The sequence below is a fragment of the Pseudoflavonifractor sp. SW1122 genome, from assembly GCF_012027765.1.
GTDB classification, from domain to species: Bacteria; Bacillota; Clostridia; order Oscillospirales; family Oscillospiraceae; genus Enterenecus; species Enterenecus faecium.
On record NZ_SJOS01000029.1, the window covers coordinates 1 to 23,028 of the forward strand.

Genomic DNA, 23,028 nt, shown 5'->3' on the forward strand with positions numbered 1-23,028 from the left:
CAGCTGCATCCAAAGTTTGATAAACAAAAGGGCCGAGTGCATCAGCACTCGGCCCTCATTGTTTGATGTATTAGAAATACTTGCGCACACCCTCGCTGGCGGTGGACTCGTCCTCGCTGATGGAGACCGTGTACTTGATGCCGCTCTTCTGGGAGAACGCTTCCAACCAATCCAGGAACGCCTCGACATCGGCCTTGTTCTCGGTGGAGACCAGCTTGTTCAAGCTGTCGATGAACACGTGGGTGATGTCGTAGTTGCTGGCGTACAGGCCGTACAGGAATCCCTTCAAGGTGTCATAGTTGGGGATATCGTAGTCGGAGGTTTCAACCAGTCGGATCTTGTAGTTAATATCAAAAGTCAGCTTGGAATCGTGGGCGATGGCAACCACGTTGCCGTGCTCGGTTTCCACTGCTGTGTTGATCAGATCGATCATCTGCTTGGTCTTACCGGTACCCTTGGGGCCCATAATTACTTTGACCATAACAATCACTCCTTATTGGTTTCAAGGGGGAGTCCCCTTTTCTTGTACATCATGTTACCATCTTCCGCGGGAAATTTCAATAACCTTCGTGCAAGATTTCTAAAAAATTTAACAAGTCAAAGTCAAAGGCCCAGGGCGTGGTGGGCGGCAATCTGGCCTTCGCCCACGGCTTTGGCCAGCTGGAGGGGCTGGCCGGTGCAGTCTCCGGCGGCGTAAATCCCAGGCAGGTTGGTGGCCATAAAGGAATTGACCTTTACATAGTTGCCATCCAATTCCAGCCCCGGAGCCAGCTGAGTGGGGGCAATGGAGGCCCGCAGCAGGAACACGCCCTGGCAGGGAATTTCCTCCCCCTTGGCGGTGCGCACTCCGGTGACCTGGTCCTCGCCCAGGATGTGCAGACCGGGCAGACGTACCGAGGTGACCTCGCAGCCGATGGAGCGCAGGTACTCCGTTTCCTCGGCCAGGTCGGGGGCGTCGCCTGCCACCACCACCTGCTTGCCCCGGTAGAACATGCCGTCGCAGGTGGCGCAGTAGCTCACGCCCCGGCCCAGCAGCTTCTCCTCGCCGGGGAGGGGGGTGGCCCGGGCCACGCCGGGGGCCAGCACCACCGCGGTGGCCTGTTCCACCTGGTCGCCGATGGAGGCCATGACGGAGTCGCCCAGGGGCATGAGGGTGAGCACCCGGCCCTGGCGGAATTCCGCGCCCATCTCACGGGCCTGAGCCAGCATATCCTCCACCAGCTGCAAACCAGTGATGTGAGCGATACCGGGGTAGTTGTCAATCTGGTGGGCCTTGCACAGAGGGCTGGCGGTGGGGTCGTTGGACACCACCAGCACGGATTTGTTGCGGGCCCGGGCGTAAATGGCGGCCGAGAGTCCGGCGGGTCCGGCTCCCACCACCAGAAGATCGTATGGCATAGGATGGTCCTCCTTTTGTTTTTTCTCAGTATACCAACTTTTTCAGCTCCCGGCAAGATGGCCGGAATGGCGGGATTCCCTTGAAAAGACAGCGGAAATTCGCTATACTTGAAATCGATATCAAGAGAGAATCCCAGGGGGATCAACATGAAACGAATTTTACTTTTGACCACGGGTGGCACCATCGCCTCCCGTATGACGGAAGAGGGGCTGGCCCCCGGCATGGACGGGGATATGCTGGCCCACTACATGGGGGGACTGGCGGGCAGCTATGACCTGACGGTGAAGGACATTCTCCACCTGGACTCCTCCAACATCCAGCCCGAGGAGTGGAAGCTCATCGCCTCCCACGTCTACAAGGCCCGGGAGGAGTACGACGGGGTGGTCATCTCCCACGGCACCGACACCATGGCCTACACCGCCTCGGTGCTGTCCTACATGGTGCGCAACATCCCCATTCCGGTGGTGCTCACCGGAGCCCAGCTCCCCATTGAGCACCCCCTCACCGACGGCCTGGACAATCTGCGCACCGCCCTGGCCATGGCCGCCTCGGGAAAGCCGGGGGTGTTTGTGGCCTTTGACCGGAAGGTGATTTTGGGCTGTCGGTCGGTGAAGACCCACACCACCGACTTTGCCGCCTTCGAGAGCGTGAACTGGCCCCTGGTGGGCCGGGTCAGCGGCTCGGGACTCACCATTGACGAGAGTGCCATTCCCCCGGTGAAGGGGCCCTGCCGTCTGCGGGACCAGCTGTGCCGGGAGGTATTTCTCATCAAGCTCACCCCGGGGCTCAACCCGGAGATCTTCGACATGCTGCTGGATATGCACTACCGTGGGGTGGTCATCGAGGCCTTCGGCACCGGAGGACTCCACTTCATCCGCCGCAACCTCATTGAGAAGCTGCAAAAGGCGGCCCAGGCGGGCATGTCTGTGGTGGTGTGCAGCCAGTGCCTCTATGAGAGCAGCAATTTTGCCCTCTACCAGGCGGGGCAGAAGGCCCTGGCGGAGGGCGTCATCCAGGGCTATGATATGACCACCGAGGCGGCCGTGACCAAGCTGATGTGGGCCCTGGGCCAGACCGATGACCCGGACCAGGTGCGGGGATACTTTGCCCACAGCTTGGCCGGGGAACGAAAGGAAGGGTAAAACGTGAACCACAGAGAGCGGATGTTGGCGGGCCTGCCCTACCTGGCCAACCAGGACGGGCTGCTGGAGTCCCGCATGGCGGCCCAGGAGCTGCTGTACACCTACAACAACCTGCCGCCCCAGCGGTGGGAGGAGCAGCGGGGCCTGCTGGAGCAGCTGCTGGGTGGTATCGGGGAGAACTCCACCATCTTGCCGCCCCTGCGCTGTGACTATGGCAAGCACATTGTGGTGGGCCGGGACGTGTTCACCAACTACAATCTCACCATTTTGGACGTGTGCCAAGTGACCATCGGGGACCGCACCCTCATCGGCCCCAACGTGTCCATCTACGCCGCCGGGCACCCCATTGCCCCGGAGGACCGGGCCACAGGCTGGGAGTTCGGGGCAGATGTTCACATCGGTAAGGACGTGTGGATTGGGGGCAGCTGTGTCATCCTGGCCGGGGTCACCATTGGAGATGGGGCCGTGGTGGGAGCTGGCAGCGTGGTCACCCGGGACGTGCCACCCAATTCCATCGCCGTGGGCAACCCCGCCCGAGTGCTGCGGGAGATCACCCAGGCCGACCGAGACCACTGGAAAAAAGAGATGGAGAGATAAAAAATATCCCGAGAGCAAAAGCTCTCGGGATATTTTTTACTGGATTTTGTCCTGATGCTGGGCAATGTGGTCCTTCAACGCCTGGAAGGACTCCGGGCTCAGGTCATGCTCAATTTTGCACGCGTCCTCGGCGGCAATGTCCGGGGGGACGCCCAGCCAGGTCAGCCACTGGCTGAGGAGCTTGTGGCGCTCATAGATGGTCTCCGCAATGTCCAGACCGGCGGGGGTGAGGACCAGGAAGCTGTTCTCATCCATGACCACATAGCCGTTGTCCCGCAAAAGGCTCATGGCGCGGCTGACACTGGGCTTGGAGAATCCCAGGTGTTGCGCCACATCAATGGAGCGTACCGGCCCTTTTTCGCTCAGAGCCAGGATGGCCTCCAGATAGTTCTCCGCAGAAGCATGGATTTCCATTTCATTTCACCGTCTTTCCCACGCCGCATATCCGGCGGTGATGGATGTTACACCATTTGGGTCATTGTAGCATAATTTGGTCGCCAGGGCAAGCGTAGGGTTACTTTAGCTTTTCCTGGTTGATAATTCCCTTGAGGGGGGTCATGAGCAGGATTTTCAAATCGAAGAAAATGCTCCAGTTCTCGATATAGTAGATGTCGTAGCGGATGCGGTCCACAATGGAGGTGTCTCCCCGCAGGCCGTTGATCTGGGCCCAGCCGGTGATGCCCGGGCGTACCTGGTGCTTGACCATGTACAGGGGAATCTCGTCTTTGAACTGCTCCACAAAGTGGGGGATCTCCGGACGGGGGCCCACCAGGCTCATGTCACCCTTGAGCACGTTGAACAGCTGGGGCAGCTCGTCGATGGACAGCTTGCGGATGAGGGCGCCGAACTTGGTCTTCCGGGGGTCCCGGTTGCGGCTCCACCCGGTGTCCTGCTGGGCGTTGACTCGCATGGACCGGAACTTGTACATGTCAAAGGGCTTGTTGTGCAGTCCCACCCGCTCTTGGCGGAAGATGATGGGGCCGGGGGAGGACAGGCGCACGCCGATGGCGGCAAAGAGCATGATGGGCGAGGTGAGCAGAATGAGCAGCAGGGAGCCCACAATGTCCATGGTGCGCTTGACAACGGCGTAGACCAGGTTGTCCAGGGGAATCCGGCGGATGTTCATCACGGGGATGCCGTTGATGTTGTCAAACTGGGGATTGGAGGGCATGTATTCCGCATAGAAGGGGATAATGGACAGCTTGATGCCCTCTTTCTCACAGATCTCGATGATGGTGGGTGTGAGGGAGAACTCCTGGGCGGACAGAGCTGCCACCACCTCATCGGGCTGGTAGTCGCTGAGCACCGAGGACAGGTCGTCCAGATTGCCCAGGTAGCCCAGGTCAGGGATGGTGTCCTGGGAGGCCAGGTACCCCTCCACAAAGAAGCCCAGGTTGGGGTCATCGGCCAGAGCCTGGATATAGCGCTGGGCCATGGGGCCGTTGCCCAGCAGCAGCACGTGCTTTTGGTTGAAGCCCCGCTTACGAAACTTGCGCAGACACAGCCGCAGCACCAGCCGCTTGCCGCTGAGGGCAAAGAACACCAGCACGAAGTAGAGCACAAAGGTCAGGCGGGAGAAGTAGAACTGTTTGATGAGGAAGAGAATGGTCTGGAGCACCACAAAGTTGATGGAGCAGGCCCAGAACAGCCGCCCCACCTCCCAGTGCAGGCGCTTGGTGCGCAAAGAGTCGTAGAGATTCATGGCCCCCAGGGTGATGAGGAAGATGGGGAGCATGCACAGGGTGAGGATGAGGTAATAGCGCAGGGTGATGCCCCGGTCGTCAAAGGGGAAGAGGAAGAACCGGGCCCAATAGGCGATGGGCATGCACAGGAAAATGAGGAGGGCGTCTAAAATGACATTGATATAGTTGAGGGTGCGTTGATTTTCCTTGATCATTGCGTGTGAATTCCTCCCTAGTCAAGTAGCTGCTGATACTGTCCCATCACCTGGGGCAGCACCGTGGGCAGCAGATAAGGGGTGACCGCCTGTCGGGCGGCGGTACTCAGGGCCTGGCGCAGCTGAGGCTGTGCCAAGAGGTCCCGAATCTGTTGGGCGCAGGCCGCCGCATCCCCGTAGGGGTACAGAAGCCCCGCCTGGTTGGGAGCCAGCAGGTCGTGGTGGCCCTTCACGTCGCTGGCCACAATGGGCCGGCCGTAGTACATGGCTTCCATGAGGTTGAAGGGCAGTCCCTCAATGCGGCTGGCGGACACCACTGTGTCACAGGCGGCGTACCAAGTGGGCATGTCCGACACCTGGCCGGGGAAGCGCACCCGGTGGGCTACCCCCAGATGCTGGGCCAGCTGCTGGCAGGCCTCCAGCTCGCTGCCCTGGCCGGGGAGGAGCAGATACACCTGCTCCGGCAGTTGGGCCAGAGCCTCCAGAAGCACCGGCTGGCTCTTGCGGTGGGAGAACTCCCCGGCAAAGAGGAGGACAAAGGCGTCCTCCGGCAGCTCCAGGTCGTTTCGCAGCTGTGCGCCCCGCTCGGGCGGGACAGCGGGGAGCTTTTGGGGGTCAATGCCCATACCGGGGATGTACGCTACCTTTTTACCCAGCTTGTGGGCAGCGGCGTACTGGGTGTCCCACTGGTTCATGGTCAGCAGCAGGTCGGTGACCGGGGCAGTGATGGCCTCGGCGGTGCTGAGCACCAGGCGCTTGAGGGCAGAGGTGTCCTGGTCGAAGAGGTAGCCGTGGCAGATGGACACCACCTTGGGGCGGCGGCGCATCCCCATCACCGCCAGACGTACAAAGAAGGAGGCCAGAGCAGTGTGGCAGCTGATGAGCTGGTAGCGGTTTTCCCGGATGAGGCGGCGCAGCCGGAGGGTGGCGGTGACATTTTTGGGAGAGGCCATGCTCTTCTCCAGCGAAATGGCGTACCGCTTGCGGGCATGGGGCAGCTCCATCACTGCCCCGCCGCAGGCCACATCCACTTCCCAGCCTTGCTCCGCCAGAGCCTTCAGATAGGGAAGGTGGAAGTTTCGGATATGAGAAAACGTGGATGCCACAAAGAGAATGCGGCCCATGGGTGATACCTCCTTGTATCAAAAACCCCAGAAAATGGGGTGGTACGCGAAAATACGACGTATATTATATCACGGGTTTGGGGGATTGAAAAGTCTCCGGGAAAAAATATGGAGATTCTTAAGAATTACGATAAAAAACATTCGTCGGTTGTACATTGGCGGGGAATGTGGTATGATGAAGGACACTACACCTGCGAGATACAAAGGGAGGTTCTGCTGTGTATCAGCAAAAGCAGAAGTTACAAAACAGTTTGCTTGTCCTGGTGGATGCCGTATGCCTGGTGGCTGCGTTCCTCTTCGGCAGCGTGGTGCGGCTGGAGTTTCGCCCTGACCCGGTGAACCCCACCATGAACGGGGTCATCGCCAACCTGTGGTTGGTGTTGGTGACCTACTTTTGTGTGTATGTATTTTTCAATGCCAACCAAGACTTTAGCCGCCGGGACGGCTATGAAGAGCTGGTATATGTGGTCAAAGTCAGTGCGTTTGTGGCGGGCGTCATTGCACTGGTTTTCTTTGCCGCTCACAAGCTGGAGTACCTGACCCGTACCGTGTGGGCGGTGACGGTGCTCAGCAACCTGGTGCTGATGTACACCAGCCACATGCTGGTCAAGAAAGTGGCCAAAAAGCGCCGGGCCATGGCGGAAAAGGAACACATGTACCTGGTGACCACCCAGAGTCGGGTGACCTACATCCTCTCCCAGCTCAAGCACGAGGAGGTGCTGGAGCGGTACACCCTGCGCATCGCCATTGTGGACCAGGACATGCGGGGCATGACCATCGGGGGCTATCCCGTGGTGGCCACCCTGGAGGACATGATGGAGGACCCCCGCCGGGAGGTGGTGGATGTGGCCTACATCAACGTGCCCTATGACACCGGAAAGTCTCTCCAGGAGTACATTGACGGCTTCGAGGAGATGGGCATCCCCGTCCAGCTCAACATCAACATGCTGGAGGGCAAGGAGGGCTACAGCCGCTGCATCGACATGGTGGGCAACATGCCGGTGGTCAGCTTTGCCCCCCGGTTCTTTGACTACAACAAGCTGGTGATGAAGCGGGCCATTGATATCATTGGCGCCCTGGTGGGACTGCTCATCACCGCTGTGGTGAGCATCTTCGTGGTCCCCGCCATCAAGCTGGAGTCCAAAGGCCCCGCCCTGTTCCGCCAGAAGCGGGTGGGCAAGAATGGCCGCTACTTCTATATCTACAAGTTCCGCTCCATGTCGGCGGATGCCGAGGCCCGCAAGGCGGACCTGATGGAGCAAAACGAGATGAAGGGCCAGATGTTCAAGATGACCAACGACCCCCGGGTGACCAAGGTGGGCAAGTTCATCCGTGCCACCAGCATCGATGAGCTGCCCCAGTTCTGGAACATCCTCAAGGGGGAGATGAGCCTGGTGGGCACCCGGCCCCCCACGGTGGAGGAGTTCAAGCAGTACGAGCCCCGGCACAAGCGCCGCCTGAGCATGAAGCCCGGCCTCACCGGCCTGTGGCAGGTCAGTGGCCGCAGCGACATCGAGGACTTTGAGGAAGTGGTGCGCCTGGATGTGGCGTACATTGACAATTGGAATCTCCAGTTGGATGCGAAAATCCTGCTCAAGACCCTGGTGGTCATTTTCAAAAAGGTGGGAGCCCGATGAGCCCCCCACTCAAGCTGTTGTATCAAAAATAGGAGTGAATGAAAATGAAACAGTATGATTACATCCTGGTGGGCGCCGGTCTGTTCTCCGGCGTCATCAACTACCTGGCCCGTCAGCAGGGCAAGAAGTGCCTGGTGGTGGAGCGCCGGGACCACATGGGCGGCAACGTGTACTGTGAGGATGTGGAGGGCATCCACGTCCACAAGTACGGCGCCCACATCTTCCACACCAGCAACAAGAAGGTGTGGAAGTTTGTCAATGATCTGGTGGAGTTCAACCGCTACACCAACTCCCCCATCGCCAACTACAAGGGCGAGATCTACAACATGCCCTTTAACATGAACACCTTCAGCAAGATGTGGGGCGTGCGCACTCCCCAGGAGGCCAAGGCCAAGATCGACCAGCAGCGCTCGGTTATCCAGGGCGAGCCCCGCAACCTGGAGGAGCAGGCCATCAGCCTGGTGGGCACCGACATCTATCAGAAGCTGGTGAAGGGCTACACCGAGAAGCAGTGGGGCCGGGACTGCAAGGACCTGCCCAGCTTCATCATCAAGCGTCTGCCTGTGCGCTTCACCTACGACAACAACTACTTCAACGACGCCTACCAGGGCATCCCCATGGGGGGCTACAACGTGCTGGTGGACAAGCTCTTTGAGGGGGCCGACGTGGAGCTGGGGGTGGACTTCCTGGCAAACCGGGAAAAGTACGAGGCCCTGGGCGACACCATCATCTACACCGGCGCCATCGACGCCTACTATGACTACTGCTTCGGCAAGCTGGAGTACCGCACCGTCCGCTTTGAGACCGAGGTGCTGGACACCGACAATTATCAGGGCGTGGCCGTGGTCAACTACACCGACCGGGAGACCCCCTACACCCGGGTCATCGAGCACAAGCACTTTGAGTTCGGCACCCAGCCCAAGACCGTCATCTCCAAGGAGTACTCCACCGACTGGCAGGAGGGCATGGAGCCCTACTACCCCGTCAACGACCAGCGCAACCAGGCCCTCTATCAACAGTATGCCCAGAAGGCGGCCCAGGAGTCCAATGTCATCTTCGGCGGACGTCTGGGCGAGTACAAGTACTACGACATGGACAAGGTCATCGAGTCCGCCATGAACCTGTGGGAGCGGATTCAGGGATGACGTGCACCATTGTCGTAGCGACTCATAAACCCTACCGTATGCCCTCCGACCCCTGCTACCTGCCCCTCCATGTGGGCAGGGCGGGGAAGGAGGATATCGGCTTTTCGGGGGACGATACGGGGGAGAATATCTCCCAGAAAAACCCATTTTACTGTGAACTAACAGGCCTTTACTGGCTTTGGCGCAACGTGGATTCCGACTATAAGGGGTTGGTGCATTACCGCCGCCACTTCGGGGGAAGCGGGAAGAGCCGTGACCCCTGGGAACGCATCCTCACCCAGGGGGAGCTGGAGGCCCTTTTGAAGGGCCAGGACGTGCTGCTCCCCCGCAAGCGCCGCTATTATATCGAGAGCCTCTACTCCCACTACGCCCACACCCACTATGGGGAGCACCTGGATGTGACCCGGGAGATCATCGAGGCCCAATGCCCCCAGTACCTGCCCGCCTTTGACCGGGTGATGCGCCGGACCTGGGGACACATGTTCAACATGTTTGTGATGAAGGGGGAGAAGTGCGACGCCTACTGCGCCTGGCTCTTCCCCATTTTGGAGCAGCTGGAGGGCCGGGTGGACTACCGGAGCCTGGACCCCTTCCAGGCCCGCCTATTTGGCCGGGTCAGCGAGTTGCTGCTGGACGTGTGGCTGGAGACCAACGGGTACGCCTACTGCGAGCTGCCCCTGGTGTCCACCGAGCCGGTGAACTGGTGGAAGAAGGGGACCTCCTTTTTGAAGGCCAAGTTCTCCGGCAAGAAGTACGGCTCCAGTTTTTGAGACGTTGGAATAGGTGAAATTGGAATGGAAGAGGAAAAGATAACCGTCAGTGTGGTGGTACCTGTGTACCAGACGCCCCTGGAGCTGTTGCGCCGCTGCCTGGACAGCCTGGAGGCCCAGACTCTGGAGGGGGTGGAGGTGCTGCTGGCCTTTGACGAGCCGGCGGATGGATACCGGGACACCGTGGCCCCCTACGCCCAGCGCATGGCCTTGCGGGTGCTGGAACTGCCCCACGGGGGTGTGTCGGCGGCCCGGAATGCGGGCATCCGCCACGCCCAAGGGGAGTGGATCTCCTTTGTGGATGCCGACGACTGGATTGACCCGGAGATGCTGGCCCGACAGGTCCAGGAGGGGGAGAGCAGGGGCGCGGATATCATCATGACCGAGCACGTCATGGAGTACGGCGCCAGCTCCCAGCCCCGCGGCTATCAGAGTCAGGCCATGCTCTTTGCGGGGGAGGACAAGCGCCGCTTTGAGTGCGACGTACTCAAGCCCCAGACGGGAGCGGGGTTTGTCACCGCCAAGCTGCTGCGCCGGGCGCTGCTCATGGAGAGAGCGATTTTCTTCCGGGAGGAGCTGTCGGCGGCGGAGGATGCGGAGTTTATGTTCCGGGCTGCCTGTGCCGCCCGTTGCATCGCCTACCTGCCCCTGCCCATGTACCACTACTGGTTCAACGCCGGTTCCGCAGTGCGCCGTTACCGCTCTGACTACGCCCAGCGGTACATCCGCTCCATGGAGGCCATCCGGGCGGACCTGGACCAGATGGGGGACCGGGAGTACTGCCGGGGGGCCTACCACAGCTGTGTGCTCTACCACCTGCTGCTCATCGCCGTCAACGACTCCTTCCACCCGGACAACGGGCTGGGGGGACGGGCCCAGCGGAAGGCGTTCCGGGACCTGGTGCACACCCCTCTGTTTGCCCAGTCGTTGGAGCACGTCCACCTGGGGGACTTCTCCACCACCCGGAAGGTGACCCTGCTGTGTGTGAAGCTCCGGTTCTACTACGGGGTGTATCTCATCGCCAAGGTCCGGCACTGGCAGTTTCGGAAATTTGCAGGACAGTAAGGAAGAAGCATGAAAAACGTATTGGTATTTGGTATGACGGAGAACCCCGGCGGGGTGGAGAGCGTCATCATGAACTATTACCGGGCCATGGACCGCAGCCGGGTGCAGCTGGATTTCCTGTGCAACTCGGACACCGTGGCCTATGAAGAGGAGATTGTGGCCCTGGGCGGCGGAGTCTACAAGATTCCCGCCCGGCGGGACGGGCGGCGGGCCTTCCACCAGGCCCTGGACGCCTTTATGGCCCAGCACGCCGGGGAATACTGCGCCATCTGGGTCAACGTGTGCAGCCTGGCCAACATCGACTATCTGAAAGCGGCCAAGAAGTATGGCATCCCCAAGCGCATCATCCACTGCCACAACGCTGCCAACGGGGACAGCTTCCTGCGGGGGCTCCTGCACCGGTACAATCGGCGGGTGGTGCGGGGGGTGGCCACCGACTTCTGGTCCTGCTCCGACGGGGCCTGCCCCTGGTTTTACGGGGCTGAGGCGGGGAAGCTGCCCCACTATCAGCTCATCACCAACGCCATTGACCCCGCCCAGTTTACCCCCGATCCCCAGGTGCGGCAGGAGTACCGCCGCCAGCTGGGGTGTGAGGACGCCCTGGTGGTGGGACACGTGGGGCGGTTCCACTTTCAAAAAAACCAGAGCTTTCTCCTGGACGTGGTCTCGGAACTGGCCCGGATGGGCCAGCCGGTGAAGGCACTGTTGGTGGGCCAGGGGGAGGACCTGGAGCCCATGCGTGAGAAGGCCCGCTCTCTGGGGCTGGAGGGCCAGGTGGAATTTTTGGGGGTGCGGTCCGACACCGCCCAGATCTACCAGGCCATGGACGTGTTTGTCTTTCCCTCCCAATTTGAGGGGCTGCCCATGGCTCTGCTGGAGGCCCAGGCCAACGGCCTGCCCTGTGTGGTGTCCGATGCCATTGTGCCGGAGATTCAGGTCAACCCCAACCTGTACCGCCTCTCCCTCCAGGATAGCCCCAAGCAGTGGGCGGAGTGTGTGGTACACAAAGCCCTCAAGGCGGGGCGGGTGGACCAGGCCCAGTTTGCCCACTCCCCCTATGACATCAACAGCCAGGTGCAGCGTCTGCAAGCGCTGCTGACAGAGGAGGCACTATGAAGCAATTCTGCATTGTGGAGCGGGACTCCCACGAGTTCCACGCAGGCTCCAAGGCCCGCAACGATGTGGGAGAGATTCTCACCGCCCAGGGGTGGACGGCTCTGCCCGTCCACCGCAGCCAGGGCAAGGGTACCCCGGATAAGCTGAAAATGGCGGCGGTGACCTGGATGGACTGGCGGGGAGTGGCCAAGCAGTTGTCCCCCGGGGACACCCTGCTGGTGCAGTACCCCCTGGATATGTATCCCAAGGTCAGCCGTCTGGCCATCCCCTTTTTGCGGGGGATGAAGGAAAAGGGCGTGCAGCTCATTTTCCTCATCCACGACCTGGACAGCCTGCGGGGCGTGGAGGGCAACGGAGAGCGGCAGTTCTTGGAGCTTGCTGACCTGCTCATCGCCCACAACCAGGAGATGACGGAATACTTATGCGAGCGGGGGTACGGGGACAAGGCCATCCGCACCCTGGACCTCTTTGATTACCTATTGGAGGAGGAGCCCACCGCCTGCAACACCCAGGACCCCTGGGAGGTGGTGGTGGCGGGCAATCTCCGTCCGGACAAGGCGGGGTATGTCTACCGCCTGGGCCAGCTGGACTCCAAGGTCCGCTTCCGCCTCTACGGCCCCAACTATCAGGAGGGGGTGCCCCAGGTGGGGGTGAAGTACTGCGGCCAGTTCCCCCCCGAGCAGCTGCCCCAGACTCTGCGGGGCGGCTTCGGCCTGGTGTGGGACGGCGATCGGCTGGACTGCTGTGATGGAGTGTACGGCACCTATTTGAAGTACAACAACCCCCACAAGGCATCCCTCTATCTGGCCTGTGGCATCCCGGTGATGGTGTGGGACCAGTCCGCCCTGGCCGACTACGTGGTGGAGCACCATTTGGGTATTGCGGTGGGCAGCCTGGAAGAGCTGCCCCGGCGGCTGCAGCACATGAGCCGGGAGGAGTACCAGACCCTGTGCCAGGGAGCCCGGGAGATGGGCGCCCGGCTGCGCCGGGGCGCCATGCTGGGCCGGGTGCTCCGGGCCTATGAATCATCCAAGGACGAGGTGACAGAATGAAACGCCACGATGGACTGCGCCAATGCCTTTTCTGGTGCGCTTTTCTCCTCTATTTGGTGGCCACCACCCTGCAATTTACCATGGCCACCGAGGTGGGTATGGTGGGCAAGATATTGACCCTGGCCCGCTACCTCTCCTTTGGGCTGGCCGGGTTGAAAATCCTGTGGGATTGGGCGTTGCTGGGCCTGAAAAAGGAGGGGCCGTGGTCCCTGACCCGGGGGGCGGTGGGCTGTGCCTTGAAATATATCCTGCTGGCAGGGATTGTGCTGCTGGCGGTGGTGACCTCCAAGGATACCTTGCCCCTGTTTGTGCTGGTGCTGCTGCTGGCCTCCAAAGGGGTGGAAGTGGACGACATCTTTGGGATCGCCCTGCCTGTGCAGGTACTGGTGCTGGCGTTTGTCTTCTTTCTCACCCTGGATGGGACCCTCCCCGACCTGACGTACGTGCGGGAGGACGCCACCGTGCGCCACTCCCTGGGCTTTACCTATCCCACCGTGGTGATGACCTACTTTTTTTTCATCCTGGTGTGGGCCATGTGGAGGTGCAGAAAGGGCATCTCAGTGGGCTCTGGAGTGGCGCTGTTGGCGGTCACCGTGGGCCTTTACTACCTCACCGACGCCCGCAACGGCTTTTTGCTCTCCTGTGTGGTGATTCTGGTGGAGATGGTGCTGGGCCAGCGGTCCCGTTGGGATGGCTTGGCCCGCCGTCTGAGTGAGCAGCGCTGGTGCCGGGTGTTGTGCCGGGTGGTGCGGTTTGGCTATGAATACTGCGCCGTGCTCCTGTGCGTTTTGTTGGCGGGGCTGTGCTGGCTCTATCCCGCCCAACCGGCAGCGATGCTCAACCGTCTGCTCTCCGACCGCATTCGCCTCACCGCCCAGGCGGCTGCCAACTACGGCATCCACCTGTTGGGCAACTCCATCCAGTGGGTGGGCTACGGCGGAGATGTGGATTGGGCGACCATTGGAGAGCGGTACAACTTTGTGGACTGCTCCTACTCCCTGACCCTGTTCAACTACGGCGTGATCTTCTCTGCCCTGGTCCTGGTGGGGCTGGTGCTGCTGGGCAAGCGGCTGTACAAACAGGGCAATTGGAACCACTGCTTCCTCTATCTCATGGTGTTGGGATGCTGCTTTATTGAGCCTCGGCTGCTGGAAGTGCACCTGAACCTGGTGCTCTTTGCCGCCGCGCCCATCCTGTACACCTGTCCCAAGTGGCTGGAAGGCAGGAAGTGACCATGGCCAAGATTCAGTCGGTAAAATTCAATTTCGTCATGAACAGCATCCTCACCATGTCTGCCATGATCTTCCCCATTATCACCTACCCCTATGTGACCGGGATTTTGGGGCCTCAGGGAATTGGCACGGTGTCCTTTGCCAACTCGGTGGTGACCTACTTCTCCATGTTTGCCCAGCTGGGCATTCCCACCTATGGCATCCGGGCCTGCGCCAAGGTGCGGGACAACCGGGAAGAGTTGTCCAGAGTCACCCAGGAGATCTTGCTCATCAACCTGGTGACCTGCGTGGTGTCCTATGTGCTGTTCTTTATCTCCCTCCAGGCCATCCCTCAGCTCCGGGAGGAGAAGGGGCTCTACCTGGTGATGAGCACCATGATTCTGTTTAACTCCATCGGGGCAGAGTGGCTGTACAAGGGCCTGGAGCAGTACCGCTATATCACCCTAAGGTCGGTGCTCTTTAAGTTCATCGCCCTGGTGGGGATGTTCCTCCTTATCCACCAGGAGGGGGACTATGTGATCTACGGCGGCATCACCATTTTTGCCTCCGTGGGGTCCAACCTCTTAAATCTCATCAACCTCAAGTGGCTGGTGGATGTGCGCCCCATGGGGCACTACAACTTCCGCCGCCACCTGCGGCCCATCTTCGTGTTCTTCGCTATGTCCATCGCCACCACGGTGTACACCAACATGGACAACGTGATGCTGGGCTTCCTCCGTGGCACCACCGAGAACGGCTACTATGATGCCGCGGTGAAGATCAAGAACATCCTGGTCAGCGTGGTGGCCTCCCTGGGTACTGTGCTGCTGCCCCGGGTGTCCTACTACGTGGAGCGGGGGGAGAAGGAGGCTTTTGCCCAGGCCACTCAGAAGGCCCTGCGGTTTGTCTTCCTGCTGGCCATGCCTCTGTGCCTCTACTTCATCCTCTTTGCCCGGCCCTCCATCTACCTGCTGTCGGGCAAGGCCTTTGAGGCCTCCATTTTGCCCATGCAGCTGATCATGCCCACTCTGGTGTTCATCGGCCTGACTAACATTATGGGCATTCAAATTCTGGTGCCCACCGGGCGGGAGAAACAGGTGCTGTTCTCCGAGATTGTGGGGGCCGTGGTGAATGTGGTGGTCAACTCCCTGCTGATTCCCCAGATGGGGGCCGCCGGAGCGGCCATCGGCACCGTGCTGGCGGAGCTGGCGGTGCTGGTGGTGCAGATTGTCGCCCTGGGTCGGGAAATTCTCCCCGCTCTGGCGAAGCTGCCCTATCTCAGGGTATGGATGGCCCTGAGCGCTGCGGCGGCCTCGGTGGGGTGGCTGTTGGGCAGTTCCCTCCACTCCCTCGTGGTAATGGTGGCTTCGGCGGTGCTGTTTTTCGCCTCCTATGGGGTACTCTTGCTGCTGTTGGGAGAGCCTATGGTGCGGGAGATCTGGTCCCAGGTGTGGGAAAAGACCGTGGGAAAAGTGTTGAAAAAGTAAATGGAATCTGGTATAATTCGTTGGATAAACACCAGCGAGGACAAAAGGAAGCTGGCGTATCCCGCCAGCTTCTCTTTTTTGGGAGGGAACCCCTTGTCTCAAATCAAATTATTTGTGTGCTGTCACCAGGCGGGGCAGCGCGTTCCGGCGCACCCGCTGCTCCACCCCGTGCAGGTGGGGGCGGCGCTGGCACAAGACCATTTCCCCGGTTTTGCCCACGACGATACGGGAGAGAACATCTCCCAGAAGAACCGCTCCTACTGCGAGCTCACCGCCCACTATTGGGCGTGGAAGAACGTGGAGGCGGACTATTACGGATTTTTCCACTACCGCCGCTACCTGTATCTGGACGAGCACGCCCGCCGTCCCTACCGCCTGGCGGGAGAGTTGACGGCGGAGGGCCTGGAGACCCTGGGCTTTGATCGGCTGGAGCAGTGGCTGGAGGGCAAGGCCTGCGTGGTGCCCATGGGAGAGGACATGCACATCTCGGTGCGGGACCACTACGCCCGGGCCCCCTATCACCACCGTGAGGACTTGGCTCTGGTGGAGGACATTGTGAGGGAGAAATACCCGGACTATGTGCCCGCCATGGAGGAATATCTCTCCGGCACCAACTGTTATTTTGGCAATATCTTTATCATGCAAAAGCCCCTGTTTGACCAGTATTGCGGGTGGCTTTTCTCCATTCTGGAGGAATTTGACCGCCGGGCAGACACCACCGGCTACTCCACCCAGGAGTTGCGGGTGGACGGGTATCTGGCCGAGCGGCTGTTGGGGGTGTATGTCACCCACCTGCGCCGCACCACCGCCACCCAGGTGTACGAGCTGCCCCGGGTGCAGTTTGAGCCGGACAACAAGAAGCGGGTTCAGCGGAAGCTGCTCAACGCCCTGCTCCCACCGGGGAGCCGCCGGAGGGCTTGGGTGAAGAAGGGAAGAGGGTGAAGCGCTTGGCAGCATGTGACATTTCTGTGATTATTCCGGTGTACAACATCCAGCAGCATTTGCGGGAGTGCCTGGACAGCGTGCTGGGCCAGAGCTATCCCCACCTCCAGGTGATCTGCGTGGATGACGGCTCCACCGATGAAAGCCCCGCCATCCTGGCCGAGTACGCCCAGAAAGATCCCCGGGTGCAGGTCATCCGCCAGCAAAACGCCGGACCCGGCGCTGCCCGGAACACCGGACTGGAGGCGGCAAAGGGGGAGTACGTCATCTTCCTGGACTCGGACGACTGGTTCGAGCCGGACTTTTTGGAACAGATGGTGGATACCGCCCAGCGGGAAGGGGCGGACGTGGCCATCTGCCGGGCGGTAGAGTTTGACACCAACTCCGGGCGGGAGCTGCCCTCCGAGTGGATGATGAAAAAGCAGTATCTCCCCGGCAAGCTGGCCTTTGCCCCTCAGGAGATGGCCGACCACCTGTTCCAGTTTACCTATGGTATGCCCTGGGACAAGTTCTACCGCCGGGAGCTGCTCACTTCTTCGGGCATTCGCTACCCGGCCCTGAAAAACTCCGAGGATCTGGCCTTTGTCTACCCCACGCTGTTGGCGGCAACACGCATTGCCGTGGTGGACGAGGTGCTCATCCATCACCGCATTAACCGCATGGCCTCGGTGTCCAACAGCCGCTGCGGCCAGCCCGAGGCCCCCTATGAGGCCTTCCAGATCGTCAAGGAGTATCTGGAGCAACACCAGCTCATGGACACCTACCGCCGCAGTTTCCTCAACTGGGCCATGGAGTTTTTGGTCTGGCACATCAGCAACATGTCCCAGCGGGACATTCAGAGACAATACCTACACACGCTGCGGCGCCAGTGGCTGCCCCAGCTGCACTTTGAGGAGCATCCCGCCAGCTACTACGAGAGCAAGAGCTGCTACGCCAAGTATCTGCTGGCTCGGTATGCCCCTTATCCTGTGTTTGCTGCCGTGGTGAAGGTGTATAAAAAAGCCAAACATGGGGGGCAGTGAGCATGGAGAAGATGCAAATTTCCGTCATTATCCCGGTGTACAACACCGAGACCCACTTAAACGCCTGCCTGGACGGCGTTCTGAGCCAGAACATCCCAAACCTGGAGGTCATCTGTGTGGACGACGGCTCCACCGACCGCAGTCTGGAGGTGCTCCGCGAGTACGCCGCCCGTGACCCCCGGGTGGTGGTGCTCACCCAGAAAAACTCCTTTGCCGGCGTGGCCCGCAACCACGGCCTGGAGGTGGCCCGGGGTGAGTACGTGGCCTTTTTGGACTCGGACGACAAGTTCCTGCCCGGGGCCCTGGAGGGGCTGTACGCCCAGGCCAAGGAACACGACCTGGACGTCATCAAGGCGGGCTTTTCCTATGTGGAGCCGGGTGGAGAGCCCTACACCACCCTGTACTCCACCTTGAGCTGCATCGGCAAGAGTCAGGCCAAGCGGGTGATGCGCTTCACCGACCTGCCTTTGCGGCTGCTGCAAGTGCCCGACGTGCCCTGGAATGGCCTGTACCGCCGGGCCTTTTTGGAGCAAAACCACATCCACTTCAATAGCCTCCGGTGCATCAACGACCACTCCTTCTGGATTGCCTGTCTCATTCATGCCCAGCGGCTTATGGTGACCCACACCCCCGTGGCCTGCTACCGGGTGGAGCAGAGCACCTCTCTGGTGGGACGCAAGGCGGCCCACTTCCACTGTCAGCTGGAGTCCTACCAGATTGTCCAGGAGATGGTGAAGAATTTGCCGGACAAGCTGCGCCGGGCCGTCATGCGCAACGAGCTCAACGGCATGTTCGGCTGGTATGAGCGGCTGCGCCCCCAGGCCCCCGACGTGGAGGGCCTGGACCGACAGGTGGCGGAGTTTTTGAAGCAGTTGGACGAGGAAGAGGTGGGGGTGAAGTTCCTCCGCTCCTTCTCCTATAGCGGCTCCTATTTCTCTCTGCGCTATGGCCAGCCTGCCCCCAAGCGCCCCAACCCCCTGGTGCGGGCGGTGAGTTGCTGGCGGGACCACGGCTGGACCTACACCTGGGAGAAGCTGCGCTCGAAAGGAGAACAGACATGGGTACGGTGAAAAATGCCTTAAAGAAGGTTTTGCCCCCGCCTGTCTCCGCCTTCAACCGGGAGGTGGAGCGGATTTTGGCCGCTCAGGAGGACAATGCTCGGCTCATGGAGCAGATGGCCCGGCAGCTGGAACAGCAGAACCAGCAGATTCAGCAGCAGAACCGCCAGATTGCCCAGCTCACCGCCCAGGTGGAGAACTACCGCCGCCAGCTGGACGCCACGGCCGCTACCCTGCGCCGGAGCCAGATGGAGAGTCGGGAGAAGCTGGAGCGGATTCGCAAGACCGTGTCCATGCACGGCGGGCCTGTGTCTGACTATGACTACTACGCCAGCTTGAAGCCGGAGCAGTACGCCGGGGAGTTGAAGGAGTGGTATGCCCACATCATGGGGCAGAAGCTGAACCTGGACCACCCCCGTACCTACAATGAAAAGCTCCAGTGGCTGAAGCTGTATGACAGCACCCCTCTGAAAACCAGATTGGCGGACAAATATCTGGTGCGGGAGTGGGTGAAGGAGAAGATCGGAGAGGAGTACCTGGTGCCCCTGCTGGGGGTGTGGGACTCCTTTGATGAGATCGACTTTGACGCCCTGCCCCAGCGCTTTGTCCTCAAGGCCAACCACGGCTGTGGCTGGAACCTGATTGTCAAGGACAAGAGCCAGCTGGACCTCAAGGACGCCCGGGAGAAGTTCAACACCTGGATGGGCCTCAACTACGCCTACTGCAACGGGCTGGAGCTGCACTACATGCACATTCCGCCGAAAATTATTGCGGAGGAGTATCTGGAAAACGACCACGACGACCTGAGAGATTATAAGGTGTTCTGCTTTGGGGGCAAAGCCCACCACATCATGTACCTCACCGACCGCAAGGTGGGGATGAAGATGTCCTTCTACGACCTGGATTGGAACAAGCAGAACTTTGTCTATTCCTTCCCCCTCAACGACCAGGACGTGCCCCGGCCCCAGCGCCTGGAGGAGCTCATTGAAGTCTCCGAGAAGCTGGCCCAGGGCTTTGCCCACGCCCGTGTGGATTTCTACATCCTCAACGACGGGACGTTGAAGTTTGGGGAGATCACCTTCACCTCTGCCACTGGCACCTGCAAGTGGAATCCGCCCCAGCAGGACCAGATCTACGGCGACCTCATCGAGTTGCCCAGCAAGAGCCCCATCCCCACACCCCAGGGGTAAGGAATGCAGAGATGCGGAGAGAAGCAACAAAGAAGATTGGAGAAAAAAGAAATGGAACCTAAGGTTTCGGTGATTATCCCGGTATACAACGTGGAGAAGTACCTGGGCCCCTGCCTGGACAGTATATTGGGACAAACTCTGAACAACATCGAGGTCATCTGCGTGGACGACGGCTCCACCGACCGCTCCCTGGACATTCTGCGGGAGTATGAGAAGCGGGATGCCCGGGTGAAGGTGCTCACCCAGCCCAACACCAACGCAGGAGCGGCCCGCAACAAGGGCATCCAGCAGGCCAAGGGCGAGTACCTGTCCTTCCTGGACTCGGACGACCACTTTGACCCCACCATGCTGGAGAAGTGTGCCGCCCGTATGGACCAGGACGGGTCTGACGTGCTGGTGTTCGGGGCCAAACAGCACAACATGCGCACCGGGGTCATCTCGGACATGCCCTGGAGCCTGCGTCTGGACCGCTGCCCCCAGAAGTCGGTGTTCACCCCCCGAGAGGTGAAGGACTACCTCTTCAACAACTTCCAGAACTGGCCGTGGAACAAGCTGTTCCGCCGCTCCTTCGTGGAACAGCACCACATCACCTACCAGGAGATCACCCGCACCAACGACATGGCCTTTGTCTGTCAGGCCCTGGCCCAGGCCGGGCGCATCTCGGTGCTGGACGAGTATCTGGCCTACTACCGGGTGGAGACGGGCAGCAGCCTCCAGCAGAGCAACCACCGGGACCCCATGGCCTTTACCCAGGCCTTTGTGGAGACCAAGCGCCGCCTGGAGCAGGTGGGACTGTACCACAAGTTTGAGAAGAGCTTTTTGAATGTGGTGCTCAGCGGCACCCGAACCAACCTCTATAATATGAAGACGGTGGAGGCCAAGGAGAGGGTTATTCGCTGGATTCAGAGCGAGATGGACCAGGAGTTCCATGTGTTCTCCAAGGACCGTAGCTATTTCTACATGCCCGCCCACTACGACGAGCTCAAGGACCTGAGCCAGCAGGGCGAGGTGGCCCGACAGGTGGCGGCCCCGGTGAAGCAGCCCAAGGTGTCGGTGATTATGCCCTCCCTCAATGTGGGCCGATTTATCCGGGAGTGCATCGCCAGCGTCAGCAAGCAGACCCTGGAGGATATTGAGATCATCTGTGTGGACGCCGGGTCCACCGACGGTACCCTGGAGCTGCTGGAGTACGCCGCCCAGCTGGACCACCGCATTCAGGTGGTGCGCAGCGACAAGAAGAGCTACGGCTACCAGATGAACCTGGGACTGGATGCAGCCCGGGGCGAGTACATCGGCATTGTGGAGACCGACGACTGGATTGAGCCCACCATGTTTGAGACCATGTACCAGGCCGCCAAGGCCCAGAAGGCGGACATGGTCAAGTGCAACTACCACTGGTTCACCACCGGGCAGGGCAGACAGTCCCTCCCCTTTGAGAACCTGTCCCGCTGCCAGTACGGCAAGGTGTTCTGTCCCCGCACCGACGACCACGCCATCTTTACCACCACCCCCGCCATCTGGAGTGGCATCTACCGCAAGGACATGATTACCAGCCACGGCATCCGCTTCCATGAGACGCCGGGGGCCTCCTTCCAGGACACCTCCTTCCACTTCATGGTGTGCACCGTGGCCCAGCGCTGCTATCTGCTGGAGGACCACCTGCACCACTACCGCAAGGACAACGACGGCTCTTCGGTGCACTCCAAGGGCAAGGTGTTCTGTGTCAGTGATGAGATGCACTACTATGAGCAGTTCCTGGATAAAAATCCCCAGTACAAGAAGGAGCTGTATGCCTTCTACCTGTCTTTGAAGTATGAGAAGTACCGCTGGAACTACGAGCGCCTGACGGCGGAGAACCAGTGGTCCTTTATGGAGCTGATGCACCGGGAGTTCCAGGAGGCCCACCGTCAGGGCCAGCTGGACAACCGGGAGTTTACCCCCGAGGCCTGGGAGAACTTGAGCCGGGTGGTCACCAACCCCATCCAGCAGTTCAAGCTCACCTGTAAGACCTATTCCACCCGCCCCAACCTGTCCCAGGTGTTCCCCGCCCAGGTGGTGGTGGAAAGCCGGGTGGAGGCTCCCAAGGTGTCGGTGATCATCCCCATGTACAATGTGGAGGAGTACATCGCCCAGACCGTGGACAGCGTGCTGGGCCAGACCGATAAGCAGGTGGAAGTGGTGTGCGTCAACGACGGCTCGGTGGACGCCACCCTGGACATCGTCCGGGACATCGCCCAGCGGGACGGCCGGGTGACCCTGCTTCACCAGATCAACAAGGGCCAGTCTGCTGCCCGCAACGTGGGCATCCAGCAGGCCAAGGGCGAGTTTATCATCTTCCTGGATGGGGATGATATGCTGGAAGGGAACACCGTGGCCACCCTCTATCCCCAGGCGGTGGAGCGGGAGCTGGACGTGCTGTACTACGACGGCAAGTCCATCTACGACACCCCCGAGCTGGAGAAGGCCCACCCCTACTACAAGACGGCCTACGAGTACCTGGCCGAGTTGCCCGATGTGATGACGGGCCGGGACCTGTTCTGCCGCATGAAGGACGACCGGAAGTACCGGGCCTCCCCCTGTCTGGGCATGTACCGCAAGTCCTATCTGCTGGACAAGCACTTGACGTTTGTGGAGGGCATTGTCCACGAGGACAACCTGTTTAGCATTCAGTCCTTGGTACAGGCCCAGCGGGTGGCCCACGTCACCGACCAGCTGCTCATCCGTCGGGTGCGGGAGGGCTCCACGGTGACTATGAAGAAGACCTTCATGCACATCTACGGCTACCTCACCTGTATGACGGGCATGTATGAGTTCATCCAGAGCCGGGAGTACGACCAGGAGCTGCAGCGGCATGTGTCCACCGAGATCAGAAGCCTGTCCCGCCAGACCTGGAACGACTACGCTCTGGTGGAGGACAAGGGCGCCTGCCGGGGTAAGCTGACCCCTGCCGAGGACATGATGCTCAACGCCCTCATGGCGGGAGCGGGCGGCGGAGGCGGCTTTGCCGCCGACGAGGCCAACCTCATCCGGGCCTCCTGGACCTACCGCATCGGTAGCTTCTTCACCTTCATCCCCCGGAAAATCCGGGGCGGCATCCGCTGCTACCAAGAGAACGGGAAGGAGTACACCATCAACCGGGTGAAAGAAAAATTCGCACACTTGTTTGGGAGATGA

General features: G+C 60.4%; 20 protein-coding genes. 15 read left to right on the forward strand and 5 right to left on the reverse strand.

The features are described 5' to 3' along the window. Positions 1–70: 70 nt before the first annotated feature. Positions 71–481 carry a hypothetical protein gene (locus tag E0L15_RS07950; protein ID WP_087231904.1) on the reverse strand — a complete coding sequence of 137 codons (411 nt, stop codon included), beginning with the start codon at positions 479–481 and terminating at the stop codon, positions 71–73. A 122-nt stretch (positions 482–603) separates the two neighbouring features. After that, positions 604–1,398, reverse strand: coding sequence for an FAD-dependent oxidoreductase (locus tag E0L15_RS07955; protein WP_168125177.1), 795 nt, complete (start codon positions 1,396–1,398; stop codon positions 604–606). A gap of 147 nt (positions 1,399–1,545) precedes the next feature. Here E0L15_RS07955 and E0L15_RS07960 point away from each other — a divergent pair, with 147 nt between their 5' ends. After that, entirely contained in the window at positions 1,546–2,541 is a 996-nt protein-coding gene (locus E0L15_RS07960) for an asparaginase (RefSeq protein WP_168125178.1), read from the forward strand. Positions 2,542–2,544: 3 nt separating this feature from the next. After that, on the forward strand, positions 2,545–3,138 hold the full coding sequence (locus E0L15_RS07965) for a sugar O-acetyltransferase (protein WP_168125179.1): 594 nt from the start codon (positions 2,545–2,547) through the stop codon (positions 3,136–3,138). 36 nt (positions 3,139–3,174) lie between these two features. On the opposite strand, the gene E0L15_RS07970 is transcribed toward E0L15_RS07965, so the two are convergent. From E0L15_RS07970 to E0L15_RS07980, 3 genes are all read right to left on the reverse strand, one after another. Further along, entirely contained in the window at positions 3,175–3,552 is a 378-nt protein-coding gene (locus E0L15_RS07970) for a metal-dependent transcriptional regulator (protein ID WP_087391480.1), read from the reverse strand. A 100-nt stretch (positions 3,553–3,652) separates the two neighbouring features. Further along, positions 3,653–5,035, reverse strand: coding sequence for an undecaprenyl-phosphate glucose phosphotransferase (locus tag E0L15_RS07975; protein WP_087370306.1), 1,383 nt, complete (start codon positions 5,033–5,035; stop codon positions 3,653–3,655). A gap of 17 nt (positions 5,036–5,052) precedes the next feature. Then, positions 5,053–6,159, reverse strand: a complete 1,107-nt coding sequence (locus tag E0L15_RS07980; protein ID WP_168125180.1) for a glycosyltransferase family 4 protein — start codon at positions 6,157–6,159, stop codon at positions 5,053–5,055. 218 nt (positions 6,160–6,377) lie between these two features. Here E0L15_RS07980 and E0L15_RS07985 point away from each other — a divergent pair, with 218 nt between their 5' ends. From E0L15_RS07985 to E0L15_RS08045, 13 genes are all read left to right on the forward strand, one after another. Continuing rightward, a complete protein-coding gene (locus E0L15_RS07985) occupies positions 6,378–7,796 on the forward strand; it encodes a sugar transferase (protein WP_168125181.1) in 1,419 nt (472 codons plus the stop codon). 44 nt (positions 7,797–7,840) lie between these two features. Next, positions 7,841–8,941 carry a UDP-galactopyranose mutase gene (gene glf, locus E0L15_RS07990; RefSeq protein ID WP_168125182.1) on the forward strand — a complete coding sequence of 367 codons (1,101 nt, stop codon included), beginning with the start codon at positions 7,841–7,843 and terminating at the stop codon, positions 8,939–8,941. Then, on the forward strand, positions 8,938–9,711 hold the full coding sequence (locus E0L15_RS07995) for a DUF4422 domain-containing protein (RefSeq protein WP_168125183.1): 774 nt from the start codon (positions 8,938–8,940) through the stop codon (positions 9,709–9,711). The genes glf and E0L15_RS07995 overlap by 4 nt, the downstream gene beginning before the upstream one ends. A 24-nt stretch (positions 9,712–9,735) precedes the next feature. After that, positions 9,736–10,776: a glycosyltransferase family 2 protein gene (locus E0L15_RS08000; protein WP_168125184.1), complete on the forward strand. Its 1,041-nt coding sequence runs from the start codon at positions 9,736–9,738 to the stop codon at positions 10,774–10,776. Between the two features lie 9 nt (positions 10,777–10,785). Next, positions 10,786–11,892 carry a glycosyltransferase family 1 protein gene (locus E0L15_RS08005; protein ID WP_168125185.1) on the forward strand — a complete coding sequence of 369 codons (1,107 nt, stop codon included), beginning with the start codon at positions 10,786–10,788 and terminating at the stop codon, positions 11,890–11,892. Further along, on the forward strand, positions 11,889–12,944 hold the full coding sequence (locus E0L15_RS08010; protein WP_087231941.1) for a sugar transferase: 1,056 nt from the start codon (positions 11,889–11,891) through the stop codon (positions 12,942–12,944). Before E0L15_RS08005 ends, E0L15_RS08010 begins: the two co-directional genes overlap by 4 nt. Further along, the gene (locus E0L15_RS08015) at positions 12,941–14,176 is read left to right on the forward strand and encodes a hypothetical protein (protein ID WP_087392185.1); all 1,236 of its coding nucleotides are present in this window, start codon (positions 12,941–12,943) and stop codon (positions 14,174–14,176) included. Before E0L15_RS08010 ends, E0L15_RS08015 begins: the two co-directional genes overlap by 4 nt. Before the next feature lie 2 nt (positions 14,177–14,178). Then, positions 14,179–15,642 carry a flippase gene (locus tag E0L15_RS08020; RefSeq protein ID WP_168125186.1) on the forward strand — a complete coding sequence of 488 codons (1,464 nt, stop codon included), beginning with the start codon at positions 14,179–14,181 and terminating at the stop codon, positions 15,640–15,642. 93 nt (positions 15,643–15,735) lie between these two features. Next, a complete protein-coding gene (locus E0L15_RS08025; RefSeq protein ID WP_168125187.1) occupies positions 15,736–16,584 on the forward strand; it encodes a DUF4422 domain-containing protein in 849 nt (282 codons plus the stop codon). 5 nt (positions 16,585–16,589) lie between these two features. After that, positions 16,590–17,606 carry a glycosyltransferase family 2 protein gene (locus E0L15_RS08030; protein WP_168125188.1) on the forward strand — a complete coding sequence of 339 codons (1,017 nt, stop codon included), beginning with the start codon at positions 16,590–16,592 and terminating at the stop codon, positions 17,604–17,606. A gap of 2 nt (positions 17,607–17,608) precedes the next feature. Then, positions 17,609–18,676 (forward strand): glycosyltransferase, encoded by a 1,068-nt coding sequence (locus tag E0L15_RS08035; RefSeq protein WP_168125189.1) that lies wholly within the window; start codon positions 17,609–17,611, stop codon positions 18,674–18,676. Next, positions 18,664–19,854: an ATP-grasp fold amidoligase family protein gene (locus E0L15_RS08040; RefSeq protein ID WP_168125190.1), complete on the forward strand. Its 1,191-nt coding sequence runs from the start codon at positions 18,664–18,666 to the stop codon at positions 19,852–19,854. The genes E0L15_RS08035 and E0L15_RS08040 overlap by 13 nt, the downstream gene beginning before the upstream one ends. A gap of 51 nt (positions 19,855–19,905) precedes the next feature. Then, complete coding sequence (locus tag E0L15_RS08045; RefSeq protein ID WP_168125191.1) at positions 19,906–23,028, forward strand: glycosyltransferase; 3,123 nt, start codon at positions 19,906–19,908, stop codon at positions 23,026–23,028.

Coding starts and splice junctions, on each gene's coding strand:
- E0L15_RS07980 (WP_168125180.1), bottom strand. CDS start 6,159: ATGGGCCGCATTCTCTTTGTGGCATCCACGTTTTCTCATATCCGAAAC.
- E0L15_RS07995 (WP_168125183.1), top strand. CDS start 8,938: ATGACGTGCACCATTGTCGTAGCGACTCATAAACCCTACCGTATGCCC.
- E0L15_RS07950 (WP_087231904.1), bottom strand. CDS start 481: ATGGTCAAAGTAATTATGGGCCCCAAGGGTACCGGTAAGACCAAGCAG.
- E0L15_RS08015 (WP_087392185.1), top strand. CDS start 12,941: ATGAAACGCCACGATGGACTGCGCCAATGCCTTTTCTGGTGCGCTTTT.
- E0L15_RS08020 (WP_168125186.1), top strand. CDS start 14,179: ATGGCCAAGATTCAGTCGGTAAAATTCAATTTCGTCATGAACAGCATC.
- E0L15_RS07955 (WP_168125177.1), bottom strand. CDS start 1,398: ATGCCATACGATCTTCTGGTGGTGGGAGCCGGACCCGCCGGACTCTCG.
- E0L15_RS07970 (WP_087391480.1), bottom strand. CDS start 3,552: ATGGAAATCCATGCTTCTGCGGAGAACTATCTGGAGGCCATCCTGGCT.
- E0L15_RS07975 (WP_087370306.1), bottom strand. CDS start 5,035: ATGATCAAGGAAAATCAACGCACCCTCAACTATATCAATGTCATTTTA.
- E0L15_RS08010 (WP_087231941.1), top strand. CDS start 11,889: ATGAAGCAATTCTGCATTGTGGAGCGGGACTCCCACGAGTTCCACGCA.
- E0L15_RS08045 (WP_168125191.1), top strand. CDS start 19,906: ATGGAACCTAAGGTTTCGGTGATTATCCCGGTATACAACGTGGAGAAG.
- E0L15_RS08040 (WP_168125190.1), top strand. CDS start 18,664: ATGGGTACGGTGAAAAATGCCTTAAAGAAGGTTTTGCCCCCGCCTGTC.
- E0L15_RS07960 (WP_168125178.1), top strand. CDS start 1,546: ATGAAACGAATTTTACTTTTGACCACGGGTGGCACCATCGCCTCCCGT.
- glf (WP_168125182.1), top strand. CDS start 7,841: ATGAAACAGTATGATTACATCCTGGTGGGCGCCGGTCTGTTCTCCGGC.
- E0L15_RS08035 (WP_168125189.1), top strand. CDS start 17,609: ATGGAGAAGATGCAAATTTCCGTCATTATCCCGGTGTACAACACCGAG.
- E0L15_RS08005 (WP_168125185.1), top strand. CDS start 10,786: ATGAAAAACGTATTGGTATTTGGTATGACGGAGAACCCCGGCGGGGTG.
- E0L15_RS08000 (WP_168125184.1), top strand. CDS start 9,736: ATGGAAGAGGAAAAGATAACCGTCAGTGTGGTGGTACCTGTGTACCAG.